Annotated in this window: 12 protein-coding genes; 8 read left to right on the top strand and 4 right to left on the bottom strand. The window is 63.1% G+C overall.

Translation table 11 applies throughout. The features are described 5' to 3' along the window. Positions 1 to 129 precede the first annotated feature (129 nt). The 5 genes from JSS27_00785 to JSS27_00765 all read left to right on the top strand — a co-directional run bounded on the left by JSS27_00785 (position 130) and on the right by JSS27_00765 (position 5,819). The gene (locus tag JSS27_00785) at positions 130 to 1,359 is read left to right on the top strand and encodes a response regulator (protein MBS0207464.1); all 1,230 of its coding nucleotides are present in this window, start codon (positions 130 to 132) and stop codon (positions 1,357 to 1,359) included. Positions 1,360 to 1,731: 372 nt separating this feature from the next. Next, positions 1,732 to 3,039 (top strand): CpaF family protein, encoded by a 1,308-nt coding sequence (locus JSS27_00780; GenBank protein MBS0207463.1) that lies wholly within the window; start codon positions 1,732 to 1,734, stop codon positions 3,037 to 3,039. Between the two features lie 54 nt (positions 3,040 to 3,093). After that, positions 3,094 to 4,056 (top strand): type II secretion system F family protein, encoded by a 963-nt coding sequence (locus JSS27_00775; protein ID MBS0207462.1) that lies wholly within the window; start codon positions 3,094 to 3,096, stop codon positions 4,054 to 4,056. A gap of 31 nt (positions 4,057 to 4,087) precedes the next feature. Then, positions 4,088 to 5,041, top strand: coding sequence for a type II secretion system F family protein (locus JSS27_00770; protein MBS0207461.1), 954 nt, complete (start codon positions 4,088 to 4,090; stop codon positions 5,039 to 5,041). 199 nt (positions 5,042 to 5,240) lie between these two features. Further along, positions 5,241 to 5,819, top strand: coding sequence for a hypothetical protein (locus JSS27_00765; GenBank protein MBS0207460.1), 579 nt, complete (start codon positions 5,241 to 5,243; stop codon positions 5,817 to 5,819). Positions 5,820 to 5,946: 127 nt separating this feature from the next. On the opposite strand, the gene JSS27_00760 is transcribed toward JSS27_00765, so the two are convergent. The 3 genes from JSS27_00760 to JSS27_00750 all read right to left on the bottom strand — a co-directional run bounded on the left by JSS27_00760 (position 5,947) and on the right by JSS27_00750 (position 12,413). After that, positions 5,947 to 8,478 (bottom strand): DUF1553 domain-containing protein, encoded by a 2,532-nt coding sequence (locus tag JSS27_00760; GenBank protein ID MBS0207459.1) that lies wholly within the window; start codon positions 8,476 to 8,478, stop codon positions 5,947 to 5,949. Positions 8,479 to 8,509: 31 nt separating this feature from the next. Continuing rightward, on the bottom strand, positions 8,510 to 10,885 hold the full coding sequence (locus tag JSS27_00755; protein ID MBS0207458.1) for a PPC domain-containing protein: 2,376 nt from the start codon (positions 10,883 to 10,885) through the stop codon (positions 8,510 to 8,512). A 76-nt stretch (positions 10,886 to 10,961) separates the two neighbouring features. Continuing rightward, positions 10,962 to 12,413, bottom strand: coding sequence for a DUF1501 domain-containing protein (locus tag JSS27_00750; GenBank protein ID MBS0207457.1), 1,452 nt, complete (start codon positions 12,411 to 12,413; stop codon positions 10,962 to 10,964). 300 nt (positions 12,414 to 12,713) lie between these two features. On the opposite strand from JSS27_00750, the gene JSS27_00745 reads away from it, so the two are divergent. Both JSS27_00745 and JSS27_00740 read left to right on the top strand, forming a co-directional pair. Further along, positions 12,714 to 14,213: a DUF1501 domain-containing protein gene (locus JSS27_00745; GenBank protein ID MBS0207456.1), complete on the top strand. Its 1,500-nt coding sequence runs from the start codon at positions 12,714 to 12,716 to the stop codon at positions 14,211 to 14,213. Between the two features lie 474 nt (positions 14,214 to 14,687). Further along, positions 14,688 to 15,506, top strand: a complete 819-nt coding sequence (locus JSS27_00740; protein MBS0207455.1) for a hypothetical protein — start codon at positions 14,688 to 14,690, stop codon at positions 15,504 to 15,506. Positions 15,507 to 15,523: 17 nt separating this feature from the next. On the opposite strand, the gene JSS27_00735 is transcribed toward JSS27_00740, so the two are convergent. Next, positions 15,524 to 16,513: an LOG family protein gene (locus tag JSS27_00735; protein MBS0207454.1), complete on the bottom strand. Its 990-nt coding sequence runs from the start codon at positions 16,511 to 16,513 to the stop codon at positions 15,524 to 15,526. A 411-nt stretch (positions 16,514 to 16,924) separates the two neighbouring features. Here JSS27_00735 and JSS27_00730 point away from each other — a divergent pair, with 411 nt between their 5' ends. Next, positions 16,925 to 17,956: a sugar nucleotide-binding protein gene (locus JSS27_00730; protein ID MBS0207453.1), complete on the top strand. Its 1,032-nt coding sequence runs from the start codon at positions 16,925 to 16,927 to the stop codon at positions 17,954 to 17,956. Positions 17,957 to 17,971: the final 15 nt, after the last annotated feature.

The following is a 17,971-nucleotide window of genomic DNA, read 5'->3' as shown; positions in this document are numbered from 1 at the left end:
GTGTGAATTGACCCCCCAGGTGGTATTGGGCGGGGCAATAGGCGGCTACACGTGCGCCGTTCGTAACCTAGTGTTACTGCGGACAGTGTACCCGGTTGGTCGTATTTCTGGGATTCGAGTGGTCACGCCATGAGCAACGTTCTCCGTCTAGCCGTCGTTGATCCAAACGACGCCTCGCGCGAAGCGTTGAAGGGCATGCTGCTCGGCATGGACATTGTCTGGCTCGAAGCGGAATGTTCGCGCTACGAGTTCTTTGCCGACGTGGTCGGTCAAACCCACCCGGACATCGGCATTGTCTCGCTCGATTCCGACGCCGATAAGGCGCTGGACCTGGTGGCTCGGCTCAGCGAGTTGTCCCCCGACTGCAATATCCTGGTGGTCAGCTCGTCGACCGACGGCAAGTTGATCCTCCGCGCCATGCGGGCCGGAGCCAAGGAATACCTGACCCAACCGCTCAAGCTGCAAGATCTGTTCGACGCCATCGGCCGTATTGCCGAGCGGCGGTTCGGCCGCGGCGAAACCAAGAGCCGAGCCTCGACGGTCATTGCCGTCTGCGGCGCCACCGGCGGCGTGGGCACCACGAGCATCAGCGTCAACCTGGGCTGCATCTTGGCCAAGGAGCCGAAGAACTCGGCGGTCCTGGTCGACATGGATTTGTGCCTGGGCGATGCCGACGTGTTCTTGGACACGATTCCTGATTATTCGATTGTCGACGTGGCGCAGAACGTGTCGCGTTTGGACTTTACTCTGTTGCGACGGTCGCTAACCAAACACTCGTCGGGGCTGTTCTTGCTGCCTCGGCCAGTGAATATGGAAGACATGGGGCTGGTCCAGCCCGACGATTTGCAACGCGTGATCGGCCTGTTAAAGGCGACGTTCTCGCACGTGGTGCTCGACTTGTCCAAGTCGTACACCCCGTTGGACATGGTCGCGTTGCAAATGGCGACGCACATCCTGCTGGTCACCCAGTTGGACTTGCCCTGCTTGCGAAACGTGGTCCGATTGCTCACTTCGTTCAACGAGATGGAAGGCATGGGCGAGAAGGTCAAGGTGGTCTGCAACCGTGTCGGTCTGAACGACAGCACGATCAGCTTGAAGAAAGCCCAGGAAACGATCGGCCGCGAGATCTTTGCCCAGGTGCCGAACGAGTTCCGCACGATGGTCGAAGTGCGCAACAACGGCGTGCCGTTGATCGAGCAAGCTCCCAAGGCGCCCGTCACTCAATCGCTCATTCGCCTGGCCGAGCAGCTTTCGGCCGGGCCGGCCGAGGCCGCCGGCGAAGCAGCCGCTGCCCCGGCCGAACAGGCCAAGCCGGGCAAGTCAGGGCTGTTCAGCATGTTCGGCGGGAAGAAGAAGTAGTCGCAAAGCCCAGGGGTTTCATCCTCTGGGTTCTTGTGTCCACTTCTATCCTTATCCCAGGGGGTGAGACCCTGGGCTTATTGAAACCTTCGCCGTGTGTCGCGTTTTCGCCCTCTCGGGCCCCGGCACGTCTTAACCGTAACCTAGACTTGCTAGGTGGAACTATCGGCGCTGGTGACAAAAGGCACCCACGCCGGACTTGGCAACGGACTTCCGCGGCCGCAGCGTTCCATCGCCGGTTACCTCCCGCCTATTACCTGCCACCGCGACGGTGACGCCTGATGACGTTGGCCGAGTGCCGCGTGTTTCAAGCCGCCTGAATCAGAATCAGGATACGAATCAATCATGTCTGCTCCCAACAAGCCCCTGCCGATGGTCGGTCGTCCTGGCGAGAAGTCGGGCGATTCGGAATTCGAAGGACTCAAGCGCAAGATTCACGGCAAGCTGGTCGACAAGCTCGACCTGAACCGGGTGGGCGACTTGCAAGGTGATGTGCTGCGCCGCGAGATTCGCATGGTCGTCGAGCATCTGTGCGATGCCGAAGACATCATGCTCAATCGCGGCGAGCGCGACCGGCTGATTGACGAGGTGCTGGACGAGACGTTCGGCCTGGGGCCGTTGGAGTTGCTGCTCAAGGACGCGACGATCAGCGATATTCTGATCAACGGCCCCAAGCACATCTTTGTCGAACGCAAAGGGCGGATGGAACGCTCGAACGTGACGTTCCGCGACAACGCCCACCTGCTGCAGATTATCGACCGCATCGTGTCCAAGGTTGGTCGCCGCGTCGACGAGGTCTGTCCGATGGTCGACGCCCGCTTGCAAGACGGCTCACGCGTCAACGCGATCATTCCGCCGTTGGCCCTGGACGGCGCGGCCGTCTCGATTCGCCGTTTCGGCTCGAACCCGTTGAAGCTGGAAGACCTGTTGAACTACAAGGCCTTCACGCCCGAGATGGTGATGCTACTGGAAGGGGCGATCAAGGCTCGACTCAACGTCGTGATCTCCGGCGGTACTGGCTCGGGCAAGACGACGCTGTTGAACACCTTGTCGAGCTTTATCGGCAACACCGACCGCATTGTCACGATCGAGGACGCCGCCGAACTTCAATTGCAGCAAGAACACGTGGTGCGATTGGAAACCCGCCCACCCAATATCGAAGGCAAAGGGGCGATCACGGCCACCGACCTAGTGCGCAACGCCCTGCGTATGCGGCCCGAACGAATCATCATCGGCGAATGCCGCGGCGCCGAAACCTTGGACATGCTCCAGGCCATGAACACCGGCCACGAAGGTTCGATGACCACGCTGCACGCCAACACCCCGCGCGACGCCCTGTCTCGTATGGAAACGATGATCACGATGTCGGGCTTCGAACTGCCGTTGAAGGCCATGCGGCAGCAAATGGCCAGCGGCGTCAACCTGATCATCCAGGCCAGCCGTCTGCAAGGCGGTCCGCGCAAGATCACCTACATCACCGAGATCGTTGGCATGGAAGGAGACACGATCGTGATGCAAGACATTTTCCGGTTCATCCAGGAGGGGATCGACGAGAATTCCAAAGCCTTTGGCCGCTTCGAGGCGACCGGCATTCGACCGAAATGCATGGACCGCATCGAGCAAGCGGGCATCCGCTTGCCGGCCAGCGCCTTCCGCCAACGTGTGATGTTGAAGTGCTAATGCCGTTGTCCGCGGTCTTTCCTAGTCCCTAGCCCCTAATCCCTAGCGCCTCTCATGTCACCACTGCTGATTTCAATCACTGCGTTCGCCGCTGTTGCCGCCATGGCCTGGGCCGTGATGCAGATGTTCGGTGACAAGGACGACGACAAGCTGTCCGACCGGCTCGACATGTTGGCCGGCAAGGGCGCGACCAGCAAGGAGCCGTCGCTCAAAGAGACGTTGCTGATCCAGCCGCTTGACGCCGCGCCAGGCCTGATCGAAGCCCTGCTCAACCGGTTCGGCAAGTCGCGGCTACTGTTCCAGCAGGCCGACACCAAGCTGACCCCGTCGCAATTCGGCATGATGAGCGGCGGCCTGGCGTTCTTGGGGATGATGGTGTGCGTGGTGGCTCGGCTGCCTGTCTGGATGGTTCCGGTCGTGGCCCTGAGTGCCGGCGTGATGCCGCTGATGTACTTGTCGATGAAGCGCAAACGCCGGCTCAAGTTATTCGGCGCCCAATTGCCCGAAGCGCTCGACCTGATGGGTCGCGCGCTCCGTTCCGGGCACAGCCTGGCGGCGTCGTTCGAGTTGGTGCAGTCGGAGCTTAACGCGCCGATCGCCACCGAGTTTGGCCGCGTGTTTGAAGAACAGAACCTGGGGCTGCCCATCGAAGAAGCCCTCGAAGGCCTGACCGAGCGCGTGCCGAACATGGACTTGCAGTTCTTCTGCACGGCCGTCGTGTTGCAGCGGACCACCGGTGGCGATCTGGCGGAAATCCTCGACAAGATCGGCCACCTGGTTCGCGAGCGATTCAAGATCTACGGCCAAGTCCAGGCGCTGACCGGCGAAGGGCGGCTGTCGGGTATTGTGCTGTTGGCCTTACCGCCGGTGTTGTTCCTGGCCGTGTACCGGCTGAATCCCAATTACATCATGCTGCTGTTCGACGACCCAATGGGCACCAAGATGCTCGCCGGCGCGGTGATCATGCAAGTGCTCGGCGCGCTCGTCATTCGCAAAATCATCAACATCAAGGTTTAAGACTGCCGTGTTTGTCTTTCAAGGCTTCAGCATGATAACGGTGGTTCCCTTCGCGGTCTTCGGCGCGATCGCCATGGCCGTGTGGGCGGTCATGAATATGTTGACCGCCGAAAAGCCGCGCTCGGCCGAACGGCTGGACGAGATTCGCAACCCGACGCTGCGCAAGAAGCGGCTCGAAAGCGAAGCCGCCATCAAGAAACAAGGCGCGGTCACCCAGATGATCGTCAAGGCGACTCCCGCCTTGGCCAAGCCGCTGCAACCGACCAACGAGTTGGAAGCCAACAAGCTGAAGCTGCGCCTGGCCAACGCCGGGTTCCGCGCTGAAACCGCGCCCACGGTCTTTCTGGGCTTGAAGTTCATGTGCCTGGTGTTGGGGCTAATGTTCAGCGGCGTCACGATGACGGCGCTGGCCCGCTTTGATCAACAGGCGATCATGATGGCCGTTTCGGTGGCCGGCGTGATGTTCTATCTGCCCGGCCTGGTTCTGGCGTTCATGATCTCGCGGCGCAAGGAAGGCATCTTTCTCGGCCTGCCCGACGCGCTGGACCTGATGGTGGTCTGCGTCGAAGCGGGCCTGGGCCTGGACCAGGCCATGCGCAAAGTCTCGGAAGAGATGAAGAAGTCCTACCCGGTGGTCGCCGAGGAATTCGCCCTGGCCAACTTCCAGATGCAAGTCGGCCGCACACGCAGCGAAGTGTTGCACGAGTTGGGCACACGTTCGGGCGTGGACGACTTGAAGGCTCTGGCGTCGATCTTGATCCAGGCCGACAAGTTCGGCTCGAGCGTCGCCCAGGCCCTGCGTGTCCAGAGCGACAGCATGCGCACTCGCCGCCGCCAGATGGCCGAGGAAAAGGCCGCCAAGACAGCGGTCAAGCTGATCTTCCCGCTGGTGATCTTCATCTTCCCAGGCATCTTCGTGATCCTGGTCGGGCCGGCGGCCATCACGATGGTCCGCGAAATGTTCCCGATGATGAGCGGCAAGTAAGCGGCTATTTCAATAAAATGCGTTGCTAGCTTGACAGGCGTTGTGGTGACCCCTGCCAGCACGCCGCGATTCTCGCCTTGGGCTGCATTCGTCCCCCCGTTCGATCCGATATTACCGTTAGAAGCGTTGCGATCTGCGCGCACCGCGTGCTGGCGGCCCAAGCCGTCGCCAGCGTCGGTCGAACCCGGGAGCCGTTGTCATGCGAAAGTCTTGGAAACTCTGCGTGTTGGCCGTCGTGTCCTCGCTGTTCGGCGCCGCCATCGTCCAGGCCGAAGGTTTTCTCGAGCGCCCGTTCCGCGCCTTCAAGCGGGACGCCCAACGCAACAACGCCTGGCCCGAGGCTTTTATCCCGTCCGACCGGGCTCGCGTGCGAGCCCCGATGCAACTCTGCATCGAGAACGGCTATCGCTTTCAGAACACGTTGGGGGATGATTACTTCGAACCGGACACCGGCCGTCTGAAGGAAGCCGGCATGAACAAGGTTTACACCATCCTGACCGAGTCGCAGATGCAGTATCGCTGCATCTACGTGGTGACGGCCGAATCGCCCGAATTGACCGCGGCACGGATCATGTCGGTGCAGCAGGCGGCCGACAAGATGGTGGCCCCGGGCGAGTTGGCCCAGGTCGCCGAAACCCGCGTCAAGCCGCGCGCCACGCCGGCCTTCTACGTTGACGCCATCGATCGGGCCTGGCGTGAATCGCGCCCGGCGCCGACCTTGCCGCCGGCAACCGGCCGCGGTTCATCGAGCGGTGGCGCTTCAGCCGCCGGCTCGTAAGACGCCAATGCGAGAAAAGAATCAAACAAGCCCAGGGGGCTCACCCCTAGGGCTTATTGCTTGAATGGCACGCCAGAACAGCATCCAGGCCGCGCCCGCTGCGTTTCAATCGAGTCAGCCACCGCGTCTAGTGCTGGAACAAGAACTCGTTGCTGTTCAACAGCGCCCAACTCACGTCTTCGAGCCCGCGGGCCATGTCGCCATTGGCGCTCACATAGGTCAACGCCGCCTTCAGCTCGTTGGCGTTCGGCGCTCGGCAACAAGCCGCCAGATACAGCTCGCGAACGATCTGTTCGGGCGACTTGCCCGCGGTGAGCAACTTCTTGGCCCGGCTGTCGCCGTCGCGCAGCTTGTTGTGCAGCAGCGCGCCGTTGATCATCTGCAACGCTTGCGACAGGTTCGTCTCGCCCGAGCGTTCGCATGCGCACGGCGTTTCACGGGCTGGTTTGCCGAACACTTTCAGGAACTCATGGTCGCTGTCGGTGCCGGGCATTTGCACGGCGCGCGTGCCAGCGGGTAGGCCGGCGTACTTCTCGGGCACGTCGGTCACTTGGCAAATGGCGTCGAGCAGCACTTCGGCCGGCAGGATGCGAGTGTGGTAGTGCGAGAAGTATTTCGCGTCGTCACGGTTGAACTCGTTGCTCCGCGAACTGAGTTGATAGATCTGGCTATTGAGGATCACCCGCAGGACATGCTTGCGGTCAAAGCCGTGCGAAATGAAGTCGCGGGCCAACTCGTCGAGCAAGGCCGGATGAGCCGCTGGGTTCGAGTCGCGGAAATCGTCGATCGGCTCGACAATGCCGCGCCCCATCACCTGGGCCCAAATGCGATTAACCTCGACGCGCGCGAATCGCGGATTGTCCGCCGCGGTCAGCCACTCGGCCAACAGCAAGCGGCGATCCGACTCGCCCGTCATCGGCACCGTGCCGCGAACCGGCATCCAGGGCTGCATTTGCTTGCCCGTGCGCGGTTGCGTCACCTCGCCCGAGCGGGCCACCCACACGACCAGATCATTGTCGTCGGCGCTCTTCTTGCGCTGAATGCGGGTAAAAAAGGCGCTAATCCCGTAGTAGTTATCTTGCGTCCAGCGCTCGAACGGATGGTTGTGGCACTTGGCGCATTGGATGCGCGCGCCCAGAAATATCTGCGAGACCGTCTCGGTGCAATCGTTGGTCTCGGCCGCGGCGCGGAAGAAGTTGGCCGCGGGGTTTTGCAGCGTGCTTCCCTGGGCGGTCAGCAATTGCCGGGCGAACTGATCGTACGGCATGTTCGAGCGCAGGGCTTGGACCAGCCAGTGGTGGAACTTGAACACGCCTGGCTCCGACACCGCGGTCTTGCGCACGCGCAGCAGGTCGGCCCACTTCAGCGCCCAGTATTCGGCGTATTCTGGCGCTTCGATCAACTGGTCGATCAACTTGGCTCGCTTGTTCGGATCCTTGTCGGCTAGGAACTGCTCGGTCTCAGCCACCTTGGGCAAGCGCCCGATCACGTCCAGGTAAAGACGCCGCACGAACTCTTCATCGCCGGCGGGTTGCGACGGGACGATTTGCAACTGCTTGAGCTTGGTAAAGACCAGCTTGTCGATGTAATTCTTTTCGGCCGGCGCGGCCCATTTCAGGTTCGGCCGCTGCTCCAGGAACACTAGCGGAATCGTTTCCATCTGTTCCAGGTAACGGACCAGAATCGTCGATTCGCCGTTCTGCTCGCCGCGGACCAGCCCTTCGGTGTCGACCGAGGCGACGGCCTGGTCGCTGCTGCTAAAGTCGGCCAAGCGCGTGATGTCGCGGATCGAACCGTCCGAGAAGTGCCCCGTGACCATCAACTGTTGATCGGCGGGTAAGTAGTAGAGCCGCTGCTTGGGATAGACCTCGATCTTCACGCAATGAATATTCGGATCCTTGTCCAACTGACAGCCTTGGGCGATCCAGTCGCGCAATAACGCGTAGGCTTCATCGGTTTTGCCCAGTCGCTTGCCGCCGACGTGCGGCACTTCCATTAGCGGCTTGCGGATGATCAAGCTGGCCAGCGGGTCGGCGAGATTCACCCGGCGGTTGAACGATTCGCGAATCAGCGTCTCGGTATCGAGCACGGGGTCGTACGCTCGCAACGACAGGCGGAACCCCCCCTTCCCGCTCGGCGAACCGTGACAAGCCCCTTGATTGCACCCTTGCTTGGTCAACGAAGCCTGCACGTCGAGCAGGAACGACACCGGCCGCGGCTGGTCGAGCGCGCCAACTTCGATGGCAACTTCCTTTTGCAGCGTGCCCGAGCGAACCGTCAGTTTGGCGCTCCCCTGCCCCACCGGCGACAGCCGATGGTTCTTGATCTTGACGACCTTCTCGTTGTCGATCGTCAGTTGCGCCGTGTTGGTCAAGTCGCGCACTAGGCCCGCGGCGTCGTAGCCCGAGATGATGACACGAGCATAGTCGCGTGGATCACTGAGCTTGATCCGCTCAGGATGAACTTCCATCCGCACAATCGGCGCTGGCACGCTCGCGGCTGCTGGCGCCGGAGCGTTCGTCGTATTGGCCGCCGCCACGGTGTTCGCGGCAGGTTGGGCGTCGGCCGCATGAGCGTTCGCGCCGAGCCACGCCCAGGCACTCGCCACGGCCAAGGCCCCGATCGTGCGTCGTAGCGATACCAAGGTTTTCCGGTCCATAGATCACCTGCTGCCCGTGAGGGCAAATAGTTTAAGGCTGGGTTTGTGCCACCGGCGTTTCGGCCGCTGGCTTGTTATTAGCGGGCTTATCGTTGGCGGGTGCCATCACGTCGAGCGCGATTGTGCCGACGTCAAATGTTACTTTTCGCCCTTCGATCGTCGTGGTGGCGCGCAGCAACGCCGTCGCCGAGCCGCGCGCGGCCGATGCCTGGGCCAGCAGTTCCGCTTTCGCGACCGGCTTGTCCCCTTCCAGTTTTAACGGCGCGGCAAGCGTCACCCCGGCCGGCAATCCTGCGACGCTCAACTCGACGGGAGTCTTGGCGTCGATGTTCCGTACCAGCGTCAGCGTCAAGAGGAGCTTGCCCCCCGAGGGTACGCTAACGGTCGCCTGGGCCGGATCAATTTCAATCGGCGGCGCGACGCGCAGCTTCACCCCCGACAGGGTTGCCGACCGCGGCTGGTTCTGGAACTCGCCCGAGCCGACGACTTGAAGCTCTTGCTCGCGCACGCTGGCGGTCGCCGGCCCAGTCAACTCGACCGCGAGCTCGTTCTTGCCTTTATCAATCGTCACGGCCTTGCCCGCCGCGAAACCCGCCGGCAAGTTGGGGAAAGCCAGCGTCACCGGCCCGTCGAACTTGTTAAGCCGTTCGACTTTCACGGTCAGCGTGGCCTTGCCCGCGTATTGCGGAAACACGACCACGGGCTTTGACGCGGCCAGCTTAAAAAAGTCGACCATCGGCGCGCCGACGCTCACCAGCGTCAGCCCGTCGAGCGACGCTGGCGGCCAAGGCAGACCGCTGAGCGACTTGCGCAGCTCGGGCAGGTTGCTGGCCACGGCGCGGAACTTCTTCTTGCCGTCGGTTCCTTCGCCGACCACGCGCATCGACAACAGCGTTCCCGGCGTGTAGCTGGCCGGCAGCGTGCCGGTCAACGTGGTGATCAGCTTGCCAGTGGCGATCGTCTCGCCCGAAAGTGTGGCCCCCGAGATCCCTTCGAGCGCCAACGTGATCGGCTGGGTAAAGTCGCGGCGCACGGCGGTCACTTTGACCTTGAACACGCCCCCTTGTGGCACGTCGAGCTTGTCGGCGTCGACCACCAGGGTGAAGCCTGGCTCGGCCAACGCCGCTTCGATTCGATAGACAAAGCCTGGCCCGCCGCGACCGAGCAGTTCTTCGACCTGCAAAATGTACGGGCCATCGGCGGCTGGCGTGTATTCGAGCACCCCTTCCTCGCTCCCCGAGTCGTCGGACTCGGCGAGTTGCTTCCCCTGGGCGTCGAGCAATCGCAGGTAGAGGTCCGTCGGCGCGCCGAGTCGGCGCGTCGCTCCGGTGAACCGCACCTTCTCACCTTTCTTGGCCGTGAAGGTGAAATAGTCCTTGTCGCCGGCGCGATCGAAGCGACCGTTCATTGCGCCGCCGATTGTCAGCGGGGCGGCCGTCGCGACTTCGTCGTTCGGTTCCCATTCGATTTGTTCTTGCCGCGAGCCGACGACCACGCCGGCCCAACTGGCCGCGCCGCCCGCCGTGTACCGCAAGGGGACGTTCACTTGCGTGGCGTCGCGCGGCTGAGCGGCAACCGCCACCGCCGGCAACATTGAACCATCGCGGGCCACACCGGTCACGCTGCTGGCCGCGCCGGCCGGAATGCCCAACGGATAAACCGCCGCGGGTAATGGGAAGTCGCCGATCCGCAAGCGGTAAAAATGCCGGTCGCTCCCTTGATAGCGCACGTCGCGCAGCTCGAGCAGGTAGTCCCCTTCGCGCTCAAAGCGATAGGTCAGCCGGCTGTCGGCGCCGGCCACCTCGTCATCGTCGGCGTAGGCCAACTCGCGGCCGGTCGCATCGAGCAGCCTCAGCACGGGGTCGAGCGGCGAGCCCAGCCGTCGGGCAAAGACATCGAACGACAGCCGCTGCCCCGCCTGGGCATGGAACTTAACGTATTCATATTGTCCCGCGGCGCAGAGACCTTCGACGGCCACGGGCGCTTCGACGGGCAGCGCGCGATCGGGGGCTTGATGCGAATTGCCAGCCGCCAAGGTCGGCAAGTCGTCGACCACGATCAGTTGCAGATTCGACAGGCCTTGCACCGTCGCCATTCGCACGGCGTACACGCCCGGCATCGCCTCGTCGGTCACCACGACTCGGACGCCGGTTCGCTCGGCGCTGTTTTGTTTGTCGGCGCCGGCTTCGGCCGGCTCGAAGCGCAACGGCCCGTTCGTCCACCACCGCGTCGGCTTCGCCAGATTCGCACCCAGAAACACCAACTCGTGCGTGCCACCGGGGCGAACCGCCCGCGGCCAAAGCTGATTCACCGTCGGCGCTTGTGCTGCGGCCAACGAGCAGAGCGCCGCCCAAGCTGGGATCAGCAAACAAGCAATCAGCCGGGCTCGTCTCAGGCAGTGATTCATGGCGGGCGCTTCTTCGATGCGTTCAAAAGGCGGGCGGGTGCGGCGGGGCAACAAGCGGCAAAGAGCAGGCGGGCTTTTAGAATAACTCAGAAATGACCTGACCGGTACTAATTGGTAGTGGACGCCCCAAACGGTCGTGGATGATCGTTTCGGCCGGCAGCCCCAAACTGTGGAATATCGTGGCACTTAGGTCGCCTGGCCCGGTCGGCCGCGAGGCGGGGTATGCCGCCAGTTTGTCCGACGCCCCAATGGCCCGGCCCCCCCGTACACCCCCACCGGCCAGGGCCACTGAGAAAGCGTGTCCCCAGTGGTCGCGACCCGCATTCCGGTTGATCTTGGGCGTCCGGCCGAATTCAGCCATGCAGACCACCAACGTCTCGTCGAGCAGCCCGCGGTCGCGCAGGTCTTCGAGCAAAGCTGAATAGGCCTGGTCCAGCGGTGGCACGAGGGCCGTCTTCAATCGGTTCTCATTCCCCCGATGGGTGTCCCACATCGGGCTTTCGACCGGGTCGTCATCCTGCCGGGCCCAGTTGACCTGGATCAGCGACACGCCGGCTTCGACCAAGCGTCGGGTCAGGAGCACGCTCTGCCCAAACCGTGTTCGGCCGTACCGGTCGCGCATCGCCGACGACTCATCATCCAAACGAAAGGCGCGAGCCGAACGCCCGGAACCGATCAGATCGAATGCCTGTTGCCGTAGCTGCGACCAGCGCTCCGAAACGGGTGGTTGAGTGCTTGTCGAGGTTGACGAAGCGATTTCATGCAGCAGTTGTCGCCGGCGATCGAACTCGATCGCCGTGTTTCCTTCCAGCAGTGACAGTCCGGGCACGTCGAATTGCACATCGTTTGGATTGCAGTTCAACAGCCACGGGTCGGTTGCCCGGCCCAAGAAGCCGGCGTCCTGACCGGGCCACAGGATACGGCCGTTGTTCCAGATTTCGGTCGGCAAGCGGACGGCGGCCGGCAAGGCGGTTTGTTGATTGGGCTGCTGAGCGCGAAACTTTTGGACAATCGCGCCCATCACCGGCCAGTCATTCGGCGCGCCGGGCTTCTGGTCCTCGGCGTTCATCGGCGCGTGGGGCGCGCCGGTCAGCATGGCGTAACCGCTCGACGAGTGGGCGTTATCGCGCGTGGTCATCGACCGTACGACCGTCCAATGTTCGCTCAGCGCGGCCGTCTGCGGCAGCAGTTCACCAATCGCCAGTCCCGGGCTCTTGGTGGCAATCGGCTTCAGCGAGCCGCGCACCTCGGCCGGCGCGTCGGGCTTGGGATCCCACAGTTCAAGCTGCGAGGGGCCCCCGCTGAGAAACAGAATGATGCACGACTTGGCGCGACCGAAGCCGGGCGAGAACTTTTCGCCGGCCGCTTGCACCGATCGGGCGGACCAAAGTTCTGGCAACGAGAGCCCCGCCGCCGCGAGCCCGCCGATGTGCAACCAGGCGCGACGATTCAGGCCCGAGCTGCGCGGCGTGCCCGAACTTGTCGACACCGGGCCATTCTCGGCGGGCCGATCGGCAAAGGTGAGCATCGGTCAGCGTCCCTCGGGCCTATCGAAACCAGGGTACCGAACTCGGTATGCCGCGCTCATAGCTGCGGCTGGCGCAAGCACTTAACGCTGGGGGTGGGAATCTGGGGCGGGAAAATTAGCTTTGCACCAAGCTAGCGATTCTTTAGTATATAAACTCCGCCCGATCAATAAATACCTTCCTGCCCGCAGTCCGAAGAGATAAGACGCCGGCCGTGTGTTGAACGCCGTCGCCACACGTCCGCCGTGACCCGTTGGGTCGCGCCCCACCTGACCTCGTACTCTGTTCCCAAGAGGCCGGCAATGTTCACCGTGCTTGGTTCGCGACGAACGGTGTGTGGCAATCTAACGCGACGCGAGATGCTGCGCGTCGGTGGGCTGGGGCTCGCGGGGCTCGGGCTGGCTGACATGCTGCGCCTGCAAGAGGCCGCCGCCAGCGAAGGGGCCGCGCGGCCACGATCGTTTGGCCAGGCCAAGAACGTCATCTTGATTCACCTGTACGGCGCGCCGAGCCAGCTCGAGACGTTCGATCCCAAGCCCGACGCCCCCGTCGAGGTGCGCGGCGAGTTGGATTCGATCGAGTCCAGCCTGCCGGGCTGCCGTGTTGGCGAGTTGCTGCCCAACGCGGCCAAGGCGATGGATCGCTGCACGGTCGTCCGCTCGATGAGCCATCCGTTCCCAATTCACGGCGCGGCCTACGCGCTGAGTGGCGTGCCGGTCGTGACGGTTCCGATGGAGTTGAATCCACGCGACGCGGGGCATTGGCCTTTCTTTGGCTCGGTGGTCGATTTCATCGACGCTAAGCGCAAGACCGAACGCCCGCGCGACCTGCCCAACAATATCGCCCTGCCCTTCCAGTTCAGCTCGCGCCGCGTGGGCGAAGTGCCCCGGGCCGGCCCGTACGCCGCGTTCCTGGGGGCCGAGTACGACCCGGTGTGGGGCGAATTCCGTGGCACAGCCACGCGCGGCATTGAGAAGACGCTGCGCGAGATGGTCTACACCGAAAACGACCCGTACATGGGCGTCTCGCCCGACAGCCACTTTGAAGTGCCGGCGGTTACGAGCCTGCAGGGTGATCTGACGCTCGACCGGTTGAACCGCCGACGATCGCTGGTGGCTCAGCTTGAGCAACAACGGGCCGATCTGGCCGAAGCCCCGGTCGGTCATCAGTTCGACCGGTATCGGGCTATGACGTACGATCTGCTTCAGTCCGATCGCTTGCGCAAGGCGCTCGACACGCGGCTGGAATCGGAACCGTCGCGAGCATTATACGGCAACACCCTGTTTGGCCATTCCTGCTTGACGGCCCGACGATTGGTCGAAGCTGGCGCGCGGGTGGTCACCATTTTCTGGGATGAGTACGGCGTGGCCGGCAGCGCTTGGGACACGCACTGGAACCACTACCCGCGGATGAAGGAAGAGTTGTGCCCCGGGTTTGACGTGGGCTGGTACGGGCTAATTACCGATCTGGATCAGCGCGGCCTGCTGGACGACACGCTAGTGGTCCTAACCAGCGAACACGGGCGCACGCCGCGGATCAGCACCGCGCGCGGTGGCGGCCGCGACCATTGGTCGCGCGCCTACTGCAACGTGGTGGCGGGCGGCGGTACGGCGCGCGGCCGTCTGGTCGGCGCCACCGACAAGCAAGCCGGCGACGTGGTCAGCCGACCCGTCAGCCCCAAGGACATGCTGGCGACAATGTATCACTTGATGGGCATCGACCATCACACAATGGTCCGCGATGCGCTGGGTCGCCCCTTGCCGCTGGTCGAAGGGAACGTCGTCAGCGACGTGCTAGCGTAGGCGAATCGCCGGCAGCAATGACTGCTGGCTATCATTGCACTTGCTGGCATTCGTAGGGTGCTCTGGGAGCACCATCTTATCCCGCTCACGACCTTTGGCTTTTGCGCCGAGCTTTTTGGCTGGCGATGTGATGTTTTGGTGCTCGCAGAGCACCCTACGGCCTTTAGGCAAGCTTTGCCGATCACATGGGCGCAATGCGTTTCGCGCAATGACGTTCGCACGCGAACTTCCGCTGCCGCGCTTGCGTACAGATAGAACGTCGATGCGGTGCGGAGTCACCGCTCAGCAGCCCTGGCCACGTCCGTCCGAGTGTTCGCGTCTGTCGCGGCATCTACACGGGGACGTGTCATGACAAGGAGGTTTTTGTCAGTCGATCTCGCATGAAGCGGTCGGCTCGATGGTGTCAGGTTTTCCGGAACTCTAGCGGGAGACTACGCTATGCGCGTCGCGCTTGTTTTGTCCACGTTTCGTCCCATGTTCTCGTCACTCGTCCTGTTGGCCGCGCTGGCCATGCCGTCGTTCGCCCACGCGGCGCCGCCGCGGGTGCGGTTCGATACCGACGCCACGGCGGTCGCCACCGACGTCACGACCGACGAGCAGTTGAAGACCAATCCCCAGACCCGCGTGCTGGCCGTCGAGCTGCGAGTGTCGATGTTGTTGGAAGCGGGGAGCGAAGACGACCTGAAAGAGGTGTTGATCACCGTTGACAGCCCCGAGCAGCGGGCGCGCGTGGTCGACTTTTTCCCGCGCACCGAAATGAGCAGCGACGCCGCCGGCCCGATCGCCCGGCAGGAAACGACCGAGCTGCAGCACACGCTGGACGTGTCGGGCAATCTGCTGCCGAGCCTGCGCGTCGGCCCGGCCGAGGTGCAAACTTCCCCCGGCGTTGGCAACCACTGGACCGAAAAGAAGACGGCGCTCGAAACCTATCAGCGCTTGGCCCCCAAGAAGCTCCTGCGGGCCAGCGGCACGTTGCACGCCGGTCATGGTGTGTTCTTCAAGCTCCATCCATCGAACCAGGAGAGCTTGCAGGGAACCCACATGTTCCGCTTGCAATTGGCCGTGCCGGCCGAGTGGCGCTACGATCGGCTGGTTGTGACCTGCCAGGCTCGGGGCGTTTCAAAGGTGTTGTTCGTCAAGCAGGAAGAGACCGCGGGCCAAGGGCGCATGACCGTTGGGCTGTACCTGTCGGGGGACGCCGCGGCCCAGCGAGCGGCGAACCGTCTCGCAAATGCGTACCTGATCGACCTGCACGCACGACAAAATGGCGAAGCCCGCGGAGCGAAACGCTAAGAGTGTTCCTCTTCGAATCACGCCGGCAGCGTGACTTCGCGATTCAACAGGTCGATCAACTGACGCAGTCGGCCCAGGCTGCGGCGATTGAAGCGGAATACCAGCCGCGGCAGCTTGGCCAGCGTCGTCTCTTCGGCTTCTTCGGGCAGCGCGGCCGCGACTTTGAATTGACCTTCGACCAGAATGTCGCTGTAGTCGGCGTTGATCCGCGCCAGCAACTCGGCACTCGGCGCGGCTTGCAATCGCAACACGAGCTTGTTGCGGACATAACGCATACTGTGATAGACGCGATAGAAGTTGACGATCTCGTTGACCGCTTCGTCGATACTGTCGGTTAGCTTGAATAGCGCCAGGTCGTCGGGCGAGATCATGCCGTGTCCCAGCAGCCGGTGCGTGATAAATGCCTGGAAGTCGCTCCAGAATTTGCCGCCGGGCTCGTCGACCAGCACGACCGGCACCATGTCGCGCTTGCCGGTTTGCAGCAACGTCAGCACTTCGAGCCCTTCGTCCAAGGTGCCAAACCCGCCGGGCAGCAGGCAGACCGCGTCGCATTCCTTTACGAACAGCAATTTGCGCGTGAAGAAGTACTTCATGTGTACAAGTTTGGGATCGCCGTTGATGACCGGATTGGCTTCCTGCTCGAAGGGCAACATGATGTTGATGCCCATCGAGTGGTCGCGGCCGGCCCCCTGGTGTCCCGCTTCCATGATGCCGCTGGCCGCGCCGGTGACGACGAGCCAGTTCTTTTCGGCCATGGCGCGGCCGAGGGCTATCGCCTGGTGAAAGGTCGGGTGGCTGGGCAACGTCCGGGCCGAGCCAAAGATCGTGACCTTGCGCCGCCCGCGATACGGAGCGAACACCTTGAAGGCGTAACGCAATTCGCGCAGGGCGCGTTCCAGAATCTTGATATCGCCGCGGCTGGTGTGATCGCGGACCAGCTTGTCAGCCGACTCCTTGATCATGTCGATCAAGTCCTGCGACGGCTCGGCCTCGCCGGCCCCTTCCATCAGCCGATCGCCGGGCAAGGACGGCGGCGGCGTGGGAATCCATCGTTCCGGTTCAAGCGTGCTCAATTCAGGCCTCGCTTCGTGCGTGCGTGTGCGGCGTGGCGGTCCAGCGGCCCCGGGGCGTCGCTAGCGGCCCGCCTGGGGCGGACGGCGACGCGCCGGTGACCCAAGGGCCTTTCTATTATAGGTCGGCACGGCAAAACCGGCCCAGGCCGACTGGCGGCCCGGCGGTGACGAACAGAGCAGAAATGCCGAGAAAACGGCCGACATTTTCCGGTTCCCTCACGCCGACCCGGCAGAAATCCTGACCAAAAAATAACCGCGGCCGCTAGCGTCTAATCGGCCTTGGATCACATTACAGGTCTCGATACAATCCCCGCCCTGACTGGGACCAAGGATGGAATCAGTCAGATGCCAGCGGCCGCGGCGCGACGCAACTCGCCCGGCAAATGGCGGACATGGGGGATGGCGCACCGAGGCGTGCTGTCGAGCATGGAGGCAAACGTGGATAAGCTGTTGTTGACCGGCGCCGAGACGCTGGTTGGCGCGAATCTTGCTTTGGCGCTGCGCGATCGTTGGCAGGTGACGACGCTTGGCGCCGACCCCAGCAACTCGGTCGAAGGTTGTGCATTCCAGAGTTGCGATCTGGCCGATGCCGACGAAGTCGCCGCGGTTGCCTCGAACGTGTCGCCGCGCTGGATCGTGCATTGCGGCGCCCTGTCGCAGAGTTCGTGGGATCTGCAAAGCCAGGACTCGTTCGACACCGCCGGCGAGATGCAAATCGTACAAGCCTTGATGGCGGCCGCCCATCGCTCGGGCGCGCAACTGGCCGCGCTCACCACCGACGCGGCCTTCTGTGGGCCGCGAATGTTCCACGCCGAAATCTCGCCCGCCACCGGCGCTAGCCCCGCCGCCGACGCGGCCCGGGCGCTCGAACGAGCCCTGTTGGGGAACGCCTCGCTGGTGATTCGCAGCCATGTTTATGGTTGGAGCCCGGCCGGCACGCCAGCTTCGTTCGCCGAGCAAGTTTACGAACAACTCAGCCAAGGGCTCCCCTGCCCGGTCGATGCCCAGAACTACGCCACGCCGATCCTGGTCACCGATTTGGCCGAACTGATGCACCGCGCGCTGACCGTCGACCTGCGCGGCGTTTATCATCTGACCGGCGCCGAGCGCACCAGTCAGTACCGGTTCGCGGCCGAGATGGCCGTCGCCTTTGGTCTGACCGGCAAGCAAGTCCGCCTGGAACCGCCAGCCCGGCGTTCGACCACGCGGGCATACCATGACGAAACGTCGTTGAACACGGCCTTGGCTCGACGCGAGCTGCGCGTGCCGTTGCCGATGTTGCGCGAAGGGCTGTTTCGCTTTGCCGAGCAAACGGTCAACGGCCACCGCGAGTCACTGCTCACTCCGTCGCGTCACGACTTCCAGCACGCGGCGTAAGCGCCGCTTCGCATT

Source organism: Planctomycetota bacterium (assembly GCA_018242585.1).
GTDB lineage: Bacteria > Planctomycetota > Planctomycetia > Pirellulales > PNKZ01 > JAFEBQ01.
The sequence above is the reverse complement of the archived record's forward strand: the minus strand, read 5'-3'. Positions and strand labels throughout refer to the sequence as shown.

What these genes read in the sequence shown, in the direction of transcription:
- JSS27_00785 (MBS0207464.1), top strand. Translation starts at nt 130, where the DNA reads ATGAGCAACGTTCTCCGTCTAGCCGTCGTTGATCCAAACGACGCCTCG.
- JSS27_00780 (MBS0207463.1), top strand. Translation starts at nt 1,732, where the DNA reads ATGGTCGGTCGTCCTGGCGAGAAGTCGGGCGATTCGGAATTCGAAGGA.
- JSS27_00775 (MBS0207462.1), top strand. Translation starts at nt 3,094, where the DNA reads ATGTCACCACTGCTGATTTCAATCACTGCGTTCGCCGCTGTTGCCGCC.
- JSS27_00770 (MBS0207461.1), top strand. Translation starts at nt 4,088, where the DNA reads ATGATAACGGTGGTTCCCTTCGCGGTCTTCGGCGCGATCGCCATGGCC.
- JSS27_00765 (MBS0207460.1), top strand. Translation starts at nt 5,241, where the DNA reads ATGCGAAAGTCTTGGAAACTCTGCGTGTTGGCCGTCGTGTCCTCGCTG.
- JSS27_00760 (MBS0207459.1), bottom strand. Translation starts at nt 8,478, where the DNA reads ATGGACCGGAAAACCTTGGTATCGCTACGACGCACGATCGGGGCCTTG.
- JSS27_00755 (MBS0207458.1), bottom strand. Translation starts at nt 10,885, where the DNA reads ATGAATCACTGCCTGAGACGAGCCCGGCTGATTGCTTGTTTGCTGATC.
- JSS27_00750 (MBS0207457.1), bottom strand. Translation starts at nt 12,413, where the DNA reads ATGCTCACCTTTGCCGATCGGCCCGCCGAGAATGGCCCGGTGTCGACA.
- JSS27_00745 (MBS0207456.1), top strand. Translation starts at nt 12,714, where the DNA reads ATGTTCACCGTGCTTGGTTCGCGACGAACGGTGTGTGGCAATCTAACG.
- JSS27_00740 (MBS0207455.1), top strand. Translation starts at nt 14,688, where the DNA reads ATGTTCTCGTCACTCGTCCTGTTGGCCGCGCTGGCCATGCCGTCGTTC.
- JSS27_00735 (MBS0207454.1), bottom strand. Translation starts at nt 16,513, where the DNA reads ATGGAAGGGGCCGGCGAGGCCGAGCCGTCGCAGGACTTGATCGACATG.
- JSS27_00730 (MBS0207453.1), top strand. Translation starts at nt 16,925, where the DNA reads ATGCCAGCGGCCGCGGCGCGACGCAACTCGCCCGGCAAATGGCGGACA.